The sequence below is a fragment of the Nonomuraea sp. NPDC003804 genome (assembly GCF_040610675.1).
Classification (GTDB): domain Bacteria; phylum Actinomycetota; class Actinomycetes; order Streptosporangiales; family Streptosporangiaceae; genus Nonomuraea.
The window spans coordinates 1-13514 of the sequence record NZ_JBEXMT010000066.1; the positions used below are offsets into that span (position 1 = coordinate 1).

Here is a 13514-nt window from a genome sequence, read left to right on the forward strand (position 1 = left end):
GCCGCGCCGGGTCGCCGGTGCCCAGATACGTCGGTTTTGTCGGTCTTTTCCAGCTGTTCTGGTGGGAAACCAGCTCCTGCGAGCCGACCAACGAATCCGGAATAATCGTAACACCGTCACCTATTTCTTCCTGGTTCTGCAACGGTGCCGGGTGACTCGGACGGGCCAGGCCGTAGCGAGGGGCCCGGTGGTGGTTGCGGCGACCTGGTCGGGACGTGAGATGGGGGCGTGCCGGCCTGGCGGGCAGGCTGGTGGGGGATCAGCGGCCGGTCGTCGACAGCGCTCTTCCCGCTCAACACTCCAAGAGCCTCTCGTAGCCGCTCTGCCGGCGGAGATGGTCCCCACCCCCGGCACGTCGACCCCGCGCCTTCCTCCGGCCAGGAGAGGCTCGGTGCCATCGGACCAGCCGGGGGTCGCCTCCGTTCCGGCCCCTGAAGCGGACCTCAGCCTGAGACACCGGCTTTTCACGTCCAAGGCCGGCACCCCGAAGAACTCGGCCTTCATCGAGATGCTGGAACCATGGACGAGAATGATCGGGTCCTGCCCTTCGAGACGGGCTCCGGTGCTCGCGCACCCGGCGACGACCAGGACCGGGAGAAGCAGCCTCAACAGGCTGGGCACGCGGAGGCCGACAACGGCCGTGGATCGTGGTGCTCGACCAGTTCCGGGGGAACTACGCGGTCGTACTACGATCGGGCCTCATTGTGCGCATAGATCGTTTAGCGACGTCTGTCTACCTGGTCATCACCCTCGGTTCGATCGTCCTCAGCCTGGTGATCGGCACCGCGACACCCGCATGGCTGGTCACCATGTGGTACCCGCCCGGCGAGGTCGTCGGGAGGTCTCCCCTGGTGCCGGTGCTGGGCGGGTTGCTGCTGGTCGGGCTGGTGAACGCGTGGATGCTGTGGCAGATTCTGCGGGGACCCGCGCCTACGGCGGTGCCGATGCGTCGGGCGGCCACGTGGCTACGGCTGCTGCTGTACGCCGACGTGGTGTGGCTGCTGATCCCCTCGTTCCTCCCAGACCTGGTTGAGACGGTCATCGGGCTGGCGCTCTGGGTGCCTGCGCTGGTGCTGCTCACGGTGGTGCTCACCGGGTCAGGCCGGCCCTTCCGGCTGGCTCTGCTCCTGCTCGGACTGGTGGAACCGGCCATATCGCTCGCGAGCGACCTGGTGGACGATCTGAAGCCCGAGCTCTTCATGAGTCCGGCCGATCGGGCGGGTGTCATGGCCGCGGCAGTGGCCGCGTTCGTCACGATGGTGCTGCTGCTGGTCGCTCAGCGGCGTGACGGACGCTGGAGCCGGGTGACGCTCCTCATCGGTCTGGGCACGTTCGCGAGCGCGTTCCTGGTGGAACTCGTGGATGGCCTGACGCGCGGCAGCACGATCGAGTCGATCGCCGAGGCGATGGATGTGCTCTACGTCGTCTGGCTGGCGCGCACGGCGCATGAGCTGAACCGTGAGCGGAGGCGGAAGACGGCGCTGCGAGTGCCCACAGCGGTCGCGGCTGTGGCCGCGGTCCTCCCTCTGATGGTCGTCGGACCCGAGGGCCGTCCCCATCTCGTCTACACCTGGCAGAGCGGTGACCTCATGGACTGTTGGGCGTCGTCGGCACCGCCGCGTGTCGCGGACATCCCGGCCCACGAGCGGGACCGGGCCTACATGTGCAGCGTGAACAAGCCTTCTGACCTGCGTGTCTCGGATCAGGAACTGCTCGGCAAGGGCTGGGCCGCGTGCGCCAGGTTCGCGGCCGGGGAGCCGGTCAAGGCTCGGCCCGCGCTGCTCGCGCTGCTCTGTCCGGAGGTGATCGGACGGAAATATCCGGATCTGTTGCTGTCGTCCGCTCAGATCCGCCGGCAGCAGGCAGAGAAGGAGAACATCGAGCGCAAACGGCGAGAGCGCGAGGCGCGCAAGGAGGACGCCATGTGCCGCGACCCGTGGCCCGCGCTACGTACTCGGTTTCAGGCGACCGCGTCCTATTACGACTGGGACGGCATGCCCTACGGCATCGACGACCCGGAAGCGGACACCGAGGGACATTCCGAAAAGATCTGGAACGCGGAATCGGTCGGCACCCTGGCGGCCAGCGGTCCGCTGGCCCTGGTCTTCACGCCCAGCCAGGACTGGGCGACCTGCGTCACGGCGAAGGCGCTGCGCTCGGCCCCGCCACCCCTGCGACGCAAAGGCTGGGAGCAGGTGGTCGAGGTGGACATCGTCAGCGAATCGGGTCGCCTGGAGATGCAGACGCTGTCGGCGAGCAAGGTGCGCTTCCCCGATCTCGCGCGCGGCGGTCCTGGCGTCTACCGGCTGCGCCTGTATACGCGTCAGGGCGTGGATCTCATTCTCAGCTATCCGGTCAGGAGAGCGGACGCCGTTCTCGATCGCCTGCCCGAGCCGTCCTCCTAGGCTCGGTCAACGACGGAACAGGACGTCGAGTTCGCTGAAGTCCAGTGAGCCGTCCAGGGCTGTGAGGCTTCCCGTGCCGAGCAGCTCCGCGGCGGCTCTGCGGGCCGCGGTGTAGGCGGCCTGGGCCAGCCCGGTGCCCAGGCTGATCCTGCGCACCCCCGCCTGCGCGAGCTCGGTGACACGTGGTCCACCGGCGACGGCCATCGCATTGACCGGCAGTGGCGACTCGGCGCAGAGAGTGCTCAGCACGTCCAGATCGAGCAGGCCGGGAACGAAGATGCCGTCGGCTCCCGCCTCGGCGTATGCCGCCGTGCGCGCCAGCACCTCGCCCAGTCGGGCGTCGGACGGACCGATCGCGAACAGGAAGACGTCGGTGCGTGCGTTGACGAACAGTGTCGGCAGGCCCGCCGCTGCCGCGGCATCCCTGGCGGCGCGCAGCCTGGCGCTCTGCTCGGCGACGTCGAACAGAGGACCGCCGACAGCCGTGGAGTCCTCCAGGTTGACGCCCACCGCACCGGCCTCGACCACCGCCCGCACGGTGGTGGCGACATCCGCCGGGGCCGGGCCGTACCCTCCCTCCACGTCGACCGTCACCGGCAGGTCGACGGAGTCCACGATGCGCCGCGCGGCCTCCATCATCTCGCCCCGGCTGAGCCGTTGCCCGTCCCCGCGACCCAGGGACCACGACACGCCGCCGCTGGTCGTGGCTATCGCCGTGGCGCCGGCCGCGGCGATCACCGTCGCGCTGGCGGCGTCCCAGGCGTTGGGCAGCACCAGCACGGACTCGGTGCTCAAGGCGCGGAACAGCCGGGCCTTCTCCTCGGTCGCGGCATCAGGGGTGGGGGAGAGGTCAACAGACATGTGCATGACCGCCTTCGCGTCGTTCTGCTTCGCGGCGCCCCGCCTCGTGGGCACCCGCAACGGGATGCTGCCGGGCGGGACGGCGAGCGTCCATTGATTAAGCTCGGACCGAATCATGGACGCAAGGAGGCGGTATGAAGGCGCGGCTGACCTTCTCGGTGAACGATCTGGCCGAGACCCGGTTCGCCGTCTCGCCCATGTGGGAAGTCGTCACCAGTCGCAGAGTGTTGACCGCCGCCGCGGTGGCGGACCCCCATCGCGGCTGGGCCGACCAGGTACGCCCGCGGCTCGCGGCCGCGGGTCTCGACCGCGGCTGGCTGGCTGACATGATTCCGCCCGTCGGTCACCTCCCCGACTTTCTCAACCCGGCACCGGCGACCGCGTCCCCTGACCTTTCCGACGAGCTGGCCGCCATCGAGGCCACCGACCCCGAGCAGGTACGGCGGGACCTCGACTGCCTGGCCGCCGAGCGCGACGGCCGGTTGTCCCCCCGGCTGCGGAGCCTTCACCGGACCCCCGGGACCTACCTGCCCAGGATCGTCGCGGAGATCGAGGCCTACTGGCGGCTCGCGATCGCGCCTTACTGGGCCAGGATCCGCACGGTGCTGGAGGCGGACGTCTTCCATCGGGGCCGCCAGGTGGCCGAGCAGGGCACGGCCCAGGTGCTCAACGAGTTGCACCACACGGTGCGTTGGGCCGGCGGCGGCCTCCACCTGGTACAGCGGCACTGCGCCATCACCAGGATCGAGACCGGAGCCGGGCTGCTCCTGGTGCCGTCGGTCTTCGCGTGGCCGCGAGTGCTGACGCGTTCCGTCGCGTCGGAACCACCGCAGCTGGCCTACCCGGCACGCGGGATCGGCACGTTGTGGGAGCGTCGGACACACGAACGCGTGGAAGCCCTCGCCGCGGTGATCGGCCGGTCCCGCGCGCTGATCCTGACCGAACTGGACTCACCCGCCTCGACCACCGAACTCGCCCAGCGGTCGGGCCTTTCCGCGGCGGGCGTGTCCCAACACCTCACCGCACTGCGGGCCGCCGGCCTGACCAGCACCCACCGTGCGGGCCGCTCGGTGCTCTACGCCCGCACCGGCCTGGCCGACGCCCTGCTCACCGCCCAGACGTGAAAGCCCGCTCGACGCGGGGTGCTCATGTGAAGTCCGCGCAGCGCGCCTGACCCTCGGCCGGTACGGTCACCCGCACGTCATCCACGTCCACGCCGCGCTTGGCGGCGGTGGCGGCCGCGATCGTGCAGACGAGCTGCCCGGTCGCCATCCGCGACAGGCGGGGGACCGGCGGCAGCCATCGGCCGCCCACCAGCATCGGGGCGCCCTTCTCCAGCGTGAACCCGTCGTCGTTCACCCGGACGGCGATGTTCTTGGGCAGGCGCGTGTCGAGGGAGCGCTCGCGCTCCTTCGAGGTGGGCCCGCCGGCCAGCAGCTCGACGGTTTCGGCGGCGTCCAGCGGGCCCTCGGGGCGGCCGACGGAGACGAGACGGTCGTCCTGCACGAAGTACAGGCGGGTGCCCTGGGTGAAGCCGCGGGCGGGCTCTCCGGCACCCACCACGCCGGTGGGGCCGACTCCGCAGGCCGTACAGGCTGCCAGGAGCAGGGCGAGGGGCCAGGTTCTCACGGGTGGTTCCCCGGTGGGGTGGTTCTGACGGACGGGTCCCCGGCAGGGCGGTTCCTCGGCAGGGTGAGGGTGAACACGGCTCCGGGGCCGGAAGCGACGGTCAGGTCGCCGCCGTGCAGGAGGGCGTTCTCGCGGGCGATGGCCAGGCCCAGGCCGCTTCCTTCGGAGCGGGCGCGGGCGGCGTCGGCCTTGTAGAAACGCTCGAAGACGTGCGGGAGGACGTCGGCGGGCAGGCCCGGCCCGTGGTCGGCGACCTCGATGGCGACGGCCTGGCCGGTGGCGCGCACCCGGACCGTGACCGGCGGCGTGCCGTGCCGCAGCGCGTTGCCGACGAGGTTGGCGACGATGACGTCCAGGCGGCGCGGGTCGAGGGGGACGCGGATGTCCGGCGGCAGGTCCGTGGTGACGCCGGCACTCCAGCCGCGTGAGCGCAGGCATGCGGCGACGGCGGCGCTGACGTCCACGTCGTTGAGGTTGAGCACGGCGGCTCCGGCGTCGAAGCGGGAGATCTCCATCAGGTCGTCGACGAGCTTGGTGAGCCGGGCGACCTCGGCGGTGACCAGCCGTGCGGCGGTCCCGGCGTCGGCGTCCAGCCGGTCGGCGCCGGCTTGGAGGACGTCGGTGACGGCGGTGGCGGCGGCCAACGGGGTGCGCAGCTCGTGGGAGACGTCGGCGACGAACCGCCGCGACCTGGCCTCCATCTCGCGCAGCTCGCCGACCGAGCGTTCCAGCGCCGCGGCGGTCTCGTTGAACCGTCCCGCCAACCGCGCCAGCTCGTCGCCGCCGCGTACGGGCAGGCGGGTCTCCAGCCGGCCTTCGCCCAGCCGCCGGGCCGCGCGGTCCAGGTCGGCGACCGGCCGCAGCACGCCGCGCGCGGCCAGCAGTCCGGCCAGCACCGCCAGGAGCACGACGGGGAGGGCCGCCGCCTGCGCGGCGCGCAGCACGGCCGCCTCGTCGGAGGCGGCCTGCGCGAGCGACTCGACGAGGTAGACGGTGATCCCCGACGGCGTGCCGCCCGCGAGGAGCATGACCCTGCTGCCGGCCACCAGGTACGGCACGCCGTCGCGGGTCACCCGCTGCCAGGCCAGCTCCGGCCGCCGCAGAACGCTGGTGCGCAGTTCGGCGGTGATACGGGCGTCGCTGGGGATGGCGCCGTCCCTGACCACGTACACCTTGCGGTCGCCCACCTCGAGGTCCTCGGCCAGCAGGGCGAGCTCCCCGTCACTGGCGGGCAGCACGACGTCGCGCGACAGCAGCAGCACCCGGTTCCTGAAGTCCTTCAGCAGCCGGTCCTGCGCCCCGGCCAGCAGATTGTTCTGCGCCGTGTAGTAGGTCAGCCCGGCGGCCCCCACCGCGCTCAGCCCGCCGACCAGCACGAACGTGATCACCAGCCGGGCCCGCAACCCCCGGAGCCAGGTCATACCGGACCGAAGCGGTAACCGAATCCGCGCACGGTCTGTACGTACCTCGGCTCGGCCGGCACGCTCTCGATCTTGGCGCGCAGCCGCTGCACGCACGCGTCCACCAGCCGCGAGTCGCCCAGGTAGTCGTGCTCCCACACCGCCTCCAGCAGCTGCTGCCGGCTGAAGACCTGTCCGGGTGTGGCCGACAGGTGCAGCAGCAGCCGCAACTCCATCGGTGGCAGCGCGACCTGCCGCCCGTCCCTGCTCACGGTCAGGCTGGCGCGGTCCACGCACAGCGCGCCGTAGGACTCCACGGGCGAGGGCACCCCGTCGGTACGGCGCAGCACCGCCCTGATCCGAGCCTCCAGCACCTGCGGCCGCACCGGCTTGACCACGTAGTCGTCCGCGCCGGCCTCCAGCCCGCCGACCACGTCGAAGTCGTCGCCCCGCGCGCTCAGCATCACGATCGAGGTGGAGGTGGCCGAGCGGATGCGCCGGCAGACCTCGAACCCGTCGATGCCGGGCAGCATGAGGTCGAGCACGACCACGTCGGCGGCGAAGCGTGCCAGCCGCTCCAGCCCTTCCTCCCCGGATGCCGCCGATTCGACCTCGTGATCCCTGCCTTTGAGGGCGAGCGTCAGAGCGTCCCTGACGTTCGGGTCGTCCTCGATCAGCAACACGCGAGCCATGCGGTCCAGTATCGGCGGCTCCGACGTGCGGTTCGTCCGGGCTTGGAAGCTATTACACGTTCATGACATGGCGCGGACGGGCCGCTCACAGGGGCGGGCCAGGGTGATGGGCAGTCACAGACCTGTTGGAGGACATGTGTTCATCACCAAGCGGCGCCTCGCCGTCCTGGCGGCCCTTCCCACCCTGGCGCTGAGCGCGGCGTGCGGGGCCCAGAGCCTGGCCAGCACGTCGAGCCCTGCGCCCGGCTCCGCCAAGCCCAGCTGGCACGAGACCGCGGTGAAGTTCGCCGGGTGCATGCGGGAGAACGGGATCGACATCCCGGACCCGGTCAAGGGCCAGGACCTCGACACCAGCGCCGTCACCAAGGTCAGCCAGGCCAAGCTCGACGCCGCCATGAAGGCGTGCAAGGAGTGGGACTCGGTGATCCTCGGCAGCACCGAGCCGTCCTCTCCCGAGGACGAGGCCAAGTTCGCCGCGTGGGCCCAGTGCCTGCAGAAGGGCGGCGTCTGGCAGCCCGTCGGCAAGGAGGAGAAGCCTGCCGGGTTCAAGCAGGTCAAGCCCGGCTCGGCCGCCGAGAAGCAGGTCTTCGAGGGGTGCGCCTCCCTGCAGCCGCCCGCGCCGTACGAGGAGAACTAGCCACCCGCCCGCTCTCGCCGGGCCATGCCTTTCCCTCCGCTCCCGGCGCGGGGACGAGGGGAGGGTCGGCGGGAGCACGGGCCGGTCCCGGTCCTCGCGTCAGGAGCCGGGACCGGCCGCGTGACCGGCGGCGCGACCAGGGCGGGGTGGTGCTCCGGGAGATCCGGTCGTCGGCGGCGGTTCCCTGTCGCGCCGGCCGGGGAGGCCGGCGGGTCGCCTCACATCGCGCAGGGCTGCGTCGTCGTATCGATGAACCCGAGCGCGAAGGAAGTGAACCGATCATGGAACCCGTGAACGTCGCGATCATCTACTACAGTGCCACCGGCCACGTGCACGCTCTGGCGCAAGCCGTCGCCGAGGGCGCGGAGAAGGCCGGCGCGAACGTGCGCCTGCGCAAGGTCGCCGAAACGGCCCCGCCCGCGGCGATCAGCGCCAATCCGGCCTGGGCCCAACACCTCCAGGACACCGCCGACGTCGCCGAGGCCGGCCACGACGATCTGGACTGGGCCGACGCGGTGCTGTTCGGCACCCCCAGCCGTTTCGGCAACCCGGCCAGCCAGCTCAGGCAGTTCATCGACACCACCGGGCCCCTGTGGTACCAGGGCAAGCTCGCGGGCAAGGTGTACTCGGCCTTCACCGCCTCCAACACCGCCCACGGCGGACAGGAATCCACTCTCCTGGCGCTGGGGAACACCTTCTACCACTGGGGCGGCATCATCGTGCCCCCCGGCTACACCGACCCCATCCAGTTCCAGTCAGGCAATCCCTACGGCACCTCCCACGTGGCCGGCGATGGCCCGGCCGGTGAGGTGACCTTGCAGGCGGCCCGTCACCAGGCCCGCCGCGTCGTCGACACCACGGCCGCGCTCAAGACCGGCCGCGCCGCCTGAGGAAACGGGCCTGGTACGGCAGGTCCGTCGGCCTGCGGCACCTCACATTCCCGAGGGCCGCGTCGTCGGACCACTGAGACCACAGGGACCGCGCCGGATGAGCTGGTCGCGGTCAGATTCGTGAATGGAGGATGCGATGACGTCGAACGATTCCGAGGTCAGAGAGTTCTTGGACAGCCGGGTCGAAGCCTGCCGGACAAAAGACATTGATCGCCTCATGTCACATTATTCTCCCGACATCGTGTATTACGACGTCGTTCCCCCGCTCCAGTTCGCCGGGTCCGATGAAGTCCGCGGCAACTTCGTGCGGTGGTTCGATGAATACGACGGCCCCATCGGCTTGGAAACGCACGACCTCACCGTTGCGGCGAGTGGGGATGTGGCGTTCGCGCACATGCTTCACCTGGACAGCGGAACACGCAAGAACGGGCTCCAGAGCGCGATATGGGTACGATCGACCGTTTGTTTGCGGCGGTCACGTGGCCAGTGGTTGATCACGCACGAACACATCTCGGTGCCGATCAACCCTCAGAACCTCCAGGCCTGGTTTCCGCCGGAGATGTGAGCCGGCCTGTTCGTTCATCGGAGAAGACTGTCTGGGAGTGCCCTCGTCCTGCTCGGCGCCGGCGGCGCTGGGCAACTCCGGTGTGACGTGACACGATTTCGCAGGTGAGCAGCAGACCCGCCGCGGCGCAGCACCTGCGCGACCTCGCGCGACTGCGCCGCGTCCGCGACCGGATCGACCGGGAGTACGCGCAGCCGCTCGACGTGGAGGCGCTCGCCCGTGGCGTCAACATGTCGGCCGGGCACCTCAGCCGCCAGTTCAGGCTCGCCTACGGCGAGTCGCCGTACGGCTATCTGATGACACGGCGCATCGAGCGCGCGATGGCGCTGCTGCGCCGTGGCGACCTCAGCGTCACCGAGGTCTGCTTCGCGGTCGGTTGCTCGTCGCTGGGCTCCTTCAGCAGCCGCTTCACCGAGCTGGTCGGCATGCCGCCCAGCGCCTACCGGCGCCACGCGGCACGCGCGACGGCCGGGATGCCGTCGTGCGTGGCGAAGCAGGTGACCAGACCGATCAGGAATCGAGAAGCGCGGGTCACGGAGCCGCACCTAACCTGACCGTCATGGGCATCACCATTCACGCGAGCTTCCTACCGCATGACGACCCGGACGCATCGCTGGCCTTCTACCGCGACGCCCTCGGTTTCGAGGTCCGCAACGACGTCGGATACGGCGGGATGCGGTGGATCACGGTCGGCCCCGCCGACCAGCCGGGCACGTCCATCGTCCTGCAGCCGCCGGCCGTCGACCCCGGCGTCACCGACGACGAGCGCCGCACCATCGTCGAGATGATGGCCAAGGGCACCTACGCCGGTGTCATCCTGGCCACCCCCGACCTCGACGGCACCTTCGAGCGGCTGCAGGCCGGCGACGCCGAGATCGTCCAGGAGCCGACCGAGCAGCCGTACGGGGTGCGCGACTGCGCCGTCCGCGATCCCGCGGGCAACCTGATCCGGATCCAGCAGCTGCGCTGAGCCGTCCGGCGATCGCAGCCATGAGCTGCGACAGGGCGGCATCGTGAAGGAGCGCGCGCGTCAGTGGCGGGCTGACGCGCGACGGCCGCTGCCGGTCTGACGCGTCGGCGGGCACGCCGCGTGGCCGGGGCCCTCCGGCTCCATGCGGAAGCAGCGTGGCTGCCTTGGTATCTTGCGCCGAGCGTGACCCCGGCGACCGCGAAGGCGGCCCCGCCCGACAGATGGAGACACCATGAGCATGGCCACGAGGACGGACACGCAGTCGCCTCCGCCGCACGTTGCCGACAGCCACGATGTGATCCGCGTGCACGGCGCGCGCGAGAACAACCTCAAGGACGTCAGCATCGAGCTCCCGAAGCGCAGGCTGACGGTGTTCACCGGCGTCTCCGGCTCGGGCAAGAGTTCGCTGGTGTTCAACACGATCGCCGCGGAGTCGCAGCGGCTGATCAACGAGACCTACAGCGCCTTCGTGCAGGGCTTCATGCCGACGCTGGCGCGGCCCGAGGTCGACGTGCTCGACGGGCTGACGACCGCGATCGTCGTCGACCAGCAGCGGATGGGTGGCGACGTCCGCTCCACGGTCGGCACCGCCACCGACGCCAACGCGATGTTGCGCATCCTCTTCAGCCGGCTCGGGCAGCCGCACATCGGCTCGCCCAACGCGTTCGCCTTCAACGTCCCGTCGGTCCGGGCGAGCGGTGCGGTCACGGTCGAACGGGGTGCCGGCAAGACCGTGAAGCAGACCTTCACCCGCACCGGCGGCATGTGCCCGCGCTGCGAGGGCCGGGGCACGGTCTCCGACATCGACCTGACCCAGCTCTACGACGACTCCAAGTCGATCGCGGAGGGCGCGTTCACCATCCCCGGCTGGAAGTCGGACAGCTTCTGGACGGTGCGCGTCTACGCCGAGTCGGGCTTCCTCGATCCGGACAAGCCGATCCGCGACTTCACCGAGAAGGAAATGCGGGACTTCCTCTACCGGGAGCCGACCAAGGTGAAGGTCGAGGGCGTGAACCTCACCTACGAGGGGCTGATCCCCAAGGTCCAGAAGTCGTTCCTGTCCAAGGACAGGACGGCGCTGCAGCCGCACATCCGGGCGTTCGTGGACCGGGCGGTCACCTTCACCGCCTGTCCCGACTGCGGCGGCACCAGGCTCAGCGAGGCGGCCCGGTCGTCGAAGATCGAGGGGATCAGCATCGCCGACGCCTGCGCGATGCAGATCAGCGACCTGGCCGCATGGGTACGCGACCTTGACGAGCCGTCGGTGGCGCCGCTGCTCGCCACGCTGCGGCAGACCCTCGACTCGTTCGTGGAGATCGGGCTGGGCTACCTCTCGCTCGACCGGCCGTCGGGCACCCTGTCGGGCGGCGAGGCGCAGCGCGTCAAGATGATCCGCCACCTCGGCTCCTCGCTCACCGACACCACCTACGTCTTCGACGAGCCCACCACGGGCCTTCACCCCCATGACATCCAGCGGATGAACGACCTGCTGCGGCGGCTGCGGGACAAGGGCAACACGGTGCTCGTCGTGGAGCACAAGCCGGAGACGATCGCGATCGCCGACCACGTCGTCGATCTCGGCCCCGGCGCCGGTACGGCGGGCGGCGCCGTCTGCTTCGAGGGCACCGTCGAGGGGCTGCGGGCCAGCGGCACCATCACCGGCCGTCATCTCGACGACCGGGCCGCCCTCAAGGAGACGGTGCGCAAGCCCACCGGAACGCTGGAGATCCGCGGCGCGACGGCGCACAACCTGCGCGACGTCGACGTCGACATCCCGCTCGGGGTGCTCGTCGTCGTCACCGGCGTCGCCGGCTCAGGCAAGAGCTCGCTCGTGCACGGGTCGATCCCCGCCGGCGCGGGTGTGGTGTCGGTCGACCAGGGCGCGATCCGCGGCTCGCGGCGGAGCAACCCGGCGACGTACACCGGGCTGCTCGACCCGATCCGCAAGGCGTTCGCGAAGGCCAACGGCGTGAAGCCGGCGCTGTTCAGCGCCAACTCCGAGGGCGCCTGCCCCGACTGCAACGGCGCCGGCGTCATCTACACCGACCTGGCGATGATGGCCGGCGTGGCCACCACCTGCGAGGAGTGCGAGGGGAAGCGGTTCCAGGCATCGGTGCTGGACCACCACCTCGGCGGCCGCGACATCAGCGAGGTGCTCGCGATGTCGGTGACCGAGGCCGAGGAGTTCTTCGGCGCCGGCGAGGCGCGCACGCCGGCCGCGCACGCCATCCTCGGCCGGCTCGCCGACGTCGGGCTCGGCTACCTCAGCCTGGGCCAGCCGCTCACGACGCTGTCCGGCGGCGAGCGGCAGCGGCTCAAGCTGGCCACCCACATGGCCGAGAAGGGCGGCGTCTACGTCCTCGACGAGCCGACCGCCGGCCTCCACCTCGCCGACGTCGAGCAGTTGCTCGGCCTGCTCGACCGGCTCGTCGACTCCGGCAAGTCGGTCATCGTCGTCGAGCACCACCAGGCGGTCATGGCGCACGCCGACTGGATCATCGATCTCGGCCCCGGCGCCGGCCACGACGGCGGCCGGATCGTCTTCGAGGGCACGCCCGCCGACCTCGTCGCCGCCCGCTCCACCGTCACCGGCGAGCACCTCGCGGCCTACGTGGGCATCTGACGCCGGCATTCCCGAGCCGCGCGAACGCCCCGAAGCGAATCACTTCGGGGCGTTCGTGTTGCTGCGTCCAGGCATGGCGCGGTCGGCCATGGACCTCGGACTCCCAGCTTCACGGCCGCGTCGCCGGGACGGAGCCGCCGGGCGGCACGAGAAACGTCCTCAGTACGACTGGAGTTCGATCAGGGTGCCGGCCGGGTCGCGTAGGTGAGCGGTCCGGAGATTCGGTCCCCAGGCGGGCCGGTCCGTGGGCGGTACGACCTGCGCGGCGCCGTGCGTCAGGCACAGGGCCAGCCCTTCGTCCACGTCGTCGACCCGGCACACGAACATCACCGTGTCCTGCGCCGGCGCACCCTCGGAGGGGAGGTGGGCGGTGCCCGCCACCTCGGCCAGGGATGCCCGGTCGAACAACACGAGGACACCCTCCTCGCCGACGTCCCAGTTCGCATACGGCCCCGCCGCGGTGCCCCTGACGCGCCGCGCGCCGACGAGCTCCGGCAGCACGGCGTCGTAGAACCTGAAAGCGGTGGCGAAGTCGTCGACCAGGAGACGGGGATGCAGCGCGTCCATGGGCGGCCTACCTTCCAAATAGTGGGTCTGCACCCACTATAGGTCGACACCTACAATGTCGCCATGGGAACAGAAACGCCGGACGCGCTCCCACCCACGCTGCTCGGCCTCAGCACCTACCTGCTGTCGCTGACCGGCAAGGCGGCGCGGGGCCGCGTAGCCGACCGGCTCGCTTCCCGCGGCCTTCGCCTCTGGCACATGGCCGTACTGGCCGCGCTCGCCGACTTCGGCCCCCACACGCAACGCGGCCTGTGCGCACGCCTTTCCGTCGACCC

The 13514-nt window shown here is 70.7% G+C and carries 13 protein-coding genes and 1 pseudogene; 9 read left to right on the forward strand and 5 right to left on the reverse strand.

The window, feature by feature from the left end; all coding sequences use genetic code 11:
• Positions 1–647 precede the first annotated feature (647 nt).
• Positions 648–2405 carry a hypothetical protein gene (locus ABZX22_RS44350; protein WP_354923145.1) on the forward strand — a complete coding sequence of 586 codons (1758 nt, stop codon included), beginning with the start codon at positions 648–650 and terminating at the stop codon, positions 2403–2405.
• A gap of 6 nt (positions 2406–2411) precedes the next feature.
• On the opposite strand, the gene ABZX22_RS44355 is transcribed toward ABZX22_RS44350, so the two are convergent.
• Entirely contained in the window at positions 2412–3266 is an 855-nt protein-coding gene (locus ABZX22_RS44355) for an isocitrate lyase/phosphoenolpyruvate mutase family protein (RefSeq protein WP_354923148.1), read from the reverse strand.
• Between the two features lie 134 nt (positions 3267–3400).
• Between ABZX22_RS44355 and ABZX22_RS44360 the strand changes: the two genes are divergently transcribed.
• Positions 3401–4390, forward strand: a complete 990-nt coding sequence (locus tag ABZX22_RS44360; RefSeq protein WP_354923151.1) for a DUF5937 family protein — start codon at positions 3401–3403, stop codon at positions 4388–4390.
• Between the two features lie 22 nt (positions 4391–4412).
• On the opposite strand, the gene ABZX22_RS44365 is transcribed toward ABZX22_RS44360, so the two are convergent.
• The 3 genes from ABZX22_RS44365 to ABZX22_RS44375 are packed head-to-tail and all read right to left on the reverse strand — an operon-like array spanning position 4413 to position 6987.
• Positions 4413–4895, reverse strand: coding sequence for a hypothetical protein (locus tag ABZX22_RS44365; protein WP_354923154.1), 483 nt, complete (start codon positions 4893–4895; stop codon positions 4413–4415).
• The gene (locus ABZX22_RS44370; protein ID WP_354923157.1) at positions 4892–6316 is read right to left on the reverse strand and encodes a HAMP domain-containing sensor histidine kinase; all 1425 of its coding nucleotides are present in this window, start codon (positions 6314–6316) and stop codon (positions 4892–4894) included. Before ABZX22_RS44370 ends, ABZX22_RS44365 begins: the two co-directional genes overlap by 4 nt.
• Positions 6313–6987, reverse strand: a complete 675-nt coding sequence (locus ABZX22_RS44375; protein ID WP_354923159.1) for a response regulator transcription factor — start codon at positions 6985–6987, stop codon at positions 6313–6315. Before ABZX22_RS44375 ends, ABZX22_RS44370 begins: the two co-directional genes overlap by 4 nt.
• Positions 6988–7123: 136 nt before the next feature.
• Here ABZX22_RS44375 and ABZX22_RS44380 point away from each other — a divergent pair, with 136 nt between their 5' ends.
• From ABZX22_RS44380 to ABZX22_RS44405, 6 genes are all read left to right on the forward strand, one after another.
• Entirely contained in the window at positions 7124–7624 is a 501-nt protein-coding gene (locus ABZX22_RS44380) for a hypothetical protein (protein WP_354923162.1), read from the forward strand.
• 281 nt (positions 7625–7905) lie between these two features.
• Positions 7906–8514, forward strand: coding sequence for an NAD(P)H:quinone oxidoreductase (gene wrbA, locus ABZX22_RS44385; protein WP_354923165.1), 609 nt, complete (start codon positions 7906–7908; stop codon positions 8512–8514).
• A gap of 136 nt (positions 8515–8650) precedes the next feature.
• Positions 8651–9079 (forward strand): nuclear transport factor 2 family protein, encoded by a 429-nt coding sequence (locus ABZX22_RS44390; RefSeq protein WP_354923168.1) that lies wholly within the window; start codon positions 8651–8653, stop codon positions 9077–9079.
• Between the two features lie 104 nt (positions 9080–9183).
• Positions 9184–9633, forward strand: a complete 450-nt coding sequence (locus ABZX22_RS44395) for a helix-turn-helix transcriptional regulator (RefSeq protein ID WP_354923171.1) — start codon at positions 9184–9186, stop codon at positions 9631–9633.
• A 5-nt stretch (positions 9634–9638) separates the two neighbouring features.
• Positions 9639–10049, forward strand: a complete 411-nt coding sequence (locus tag ABZX22_RS44400; RefSeq protein WP_354923174.1) for a VOC family protein — start codon at positions 9639–9641, stop codon at positions 10047–10049.
• 232 nt (positions 10050–10281) lie between these two features.
• Positions 10282–12672: an excinuclease ABC subunit UvrA gene (locus ABZX22_RS44405; protein WP_354923177.1), complete on the forward strand. Its 2391-nt coding sequence runs from the start codon at positions 10282–10284 to the stop codon at positions 12670–12672.
• Positions 12673–12831: 159 nt separating this feature from the next.
• On the opposite strand, the gene ABZX22_RS44410 is transcribed toward ABZX22_RS44405, so the two are convergent.
• Positions 12832–13239, reverse strand: coding sequence for a VOC family protein (locus tag ABZX22_RS44410; protein WP_354923180.1), 408 nt, complete (start codon positions 13237–13239; stop codon positions 12832–12834).
• Positions 13240–13302: 63 nt separating this feature from the next.
• Here ABZX22_RS44410 and ABZX22_RS44415 point away from each other — a divergent pair.
• Positions 13303–13514 (forward strand): annotated as a pseudogene (locus ABZX22_RS44415) (hypothetical protein); the annotation flags it as partial.

What these genes read in the sequence shown, in the direction of transcription:
- ABZX22_RS44360 (WP_354923151.1), top strand. Translation starts at nt 3,401, where the DNA reads ATGAAGGCGCGGCTGACCTTCTCGGTGAACGATCTGGCCGAGACCCGG.
- ABZX22_RS44370 (WP_354923157.1), bottom strand. Translation starts at nt 6,316, where the DNA reads ATGACCTGGCTCCGGGGGTTGCGGGCCCGGCTGGTGATCACGTTCGTG.
- ABZX22_RS44375 (WP_354923159.1), bottom strand. Translation starts at nt 6,987, where the DNA reads ATGGCTCGCGTGTTGCTGATCGAGGACGACCCGAACGTCAGGGACGCT.
- ABZX22_RS44400 (WP_354923174.1), top strand. Translation starts at nt 9,639, where the DNA reads ATGGGCATCACCATTCACGCGAGCTTCCTACCGCATGACGACCCGGAC.
- ABZX22_RS44410 (WP_354923180.1), bottom strand. Translation starts at nt 13,239, where the DNA reads ATGGACGCGCTGCATCCCCGTCTCCTGGTCGACGACTTCGCCACCGCT.
- wrbA (WP_354923165.1), top strand. Translation starts at nt 7,906, where the DNA reads ATGGAACCCGTGAACGTCGCGATCATCTACTACAGTGCCACCGGCCAC.
- ABZX22_RS44405 (WP_354923177.1), top strand. Translation starts at nt 10,282, where the DNA reads ATGAGCATGGCCACGAGGACGGACACGCAGTCGCCTCCGCCGCACGTT.
- ABZX22_RS44355 (WP_354923148.1), bottom strand. Translation starts at nt 3,266, where the DNA reads ATGTCTGTTGACCTCTCCCCCACCCCTGATGCCGCGACCGAGGAGAAG.
- ABZX22_RS44390 (WP_354923168.1), top strand. Translation starts at nt 8,651, where the DNA reads ATGACGTCGAACGATTCCGAGGTCAGAGAGTTCTTGGACAGCCGGGTC.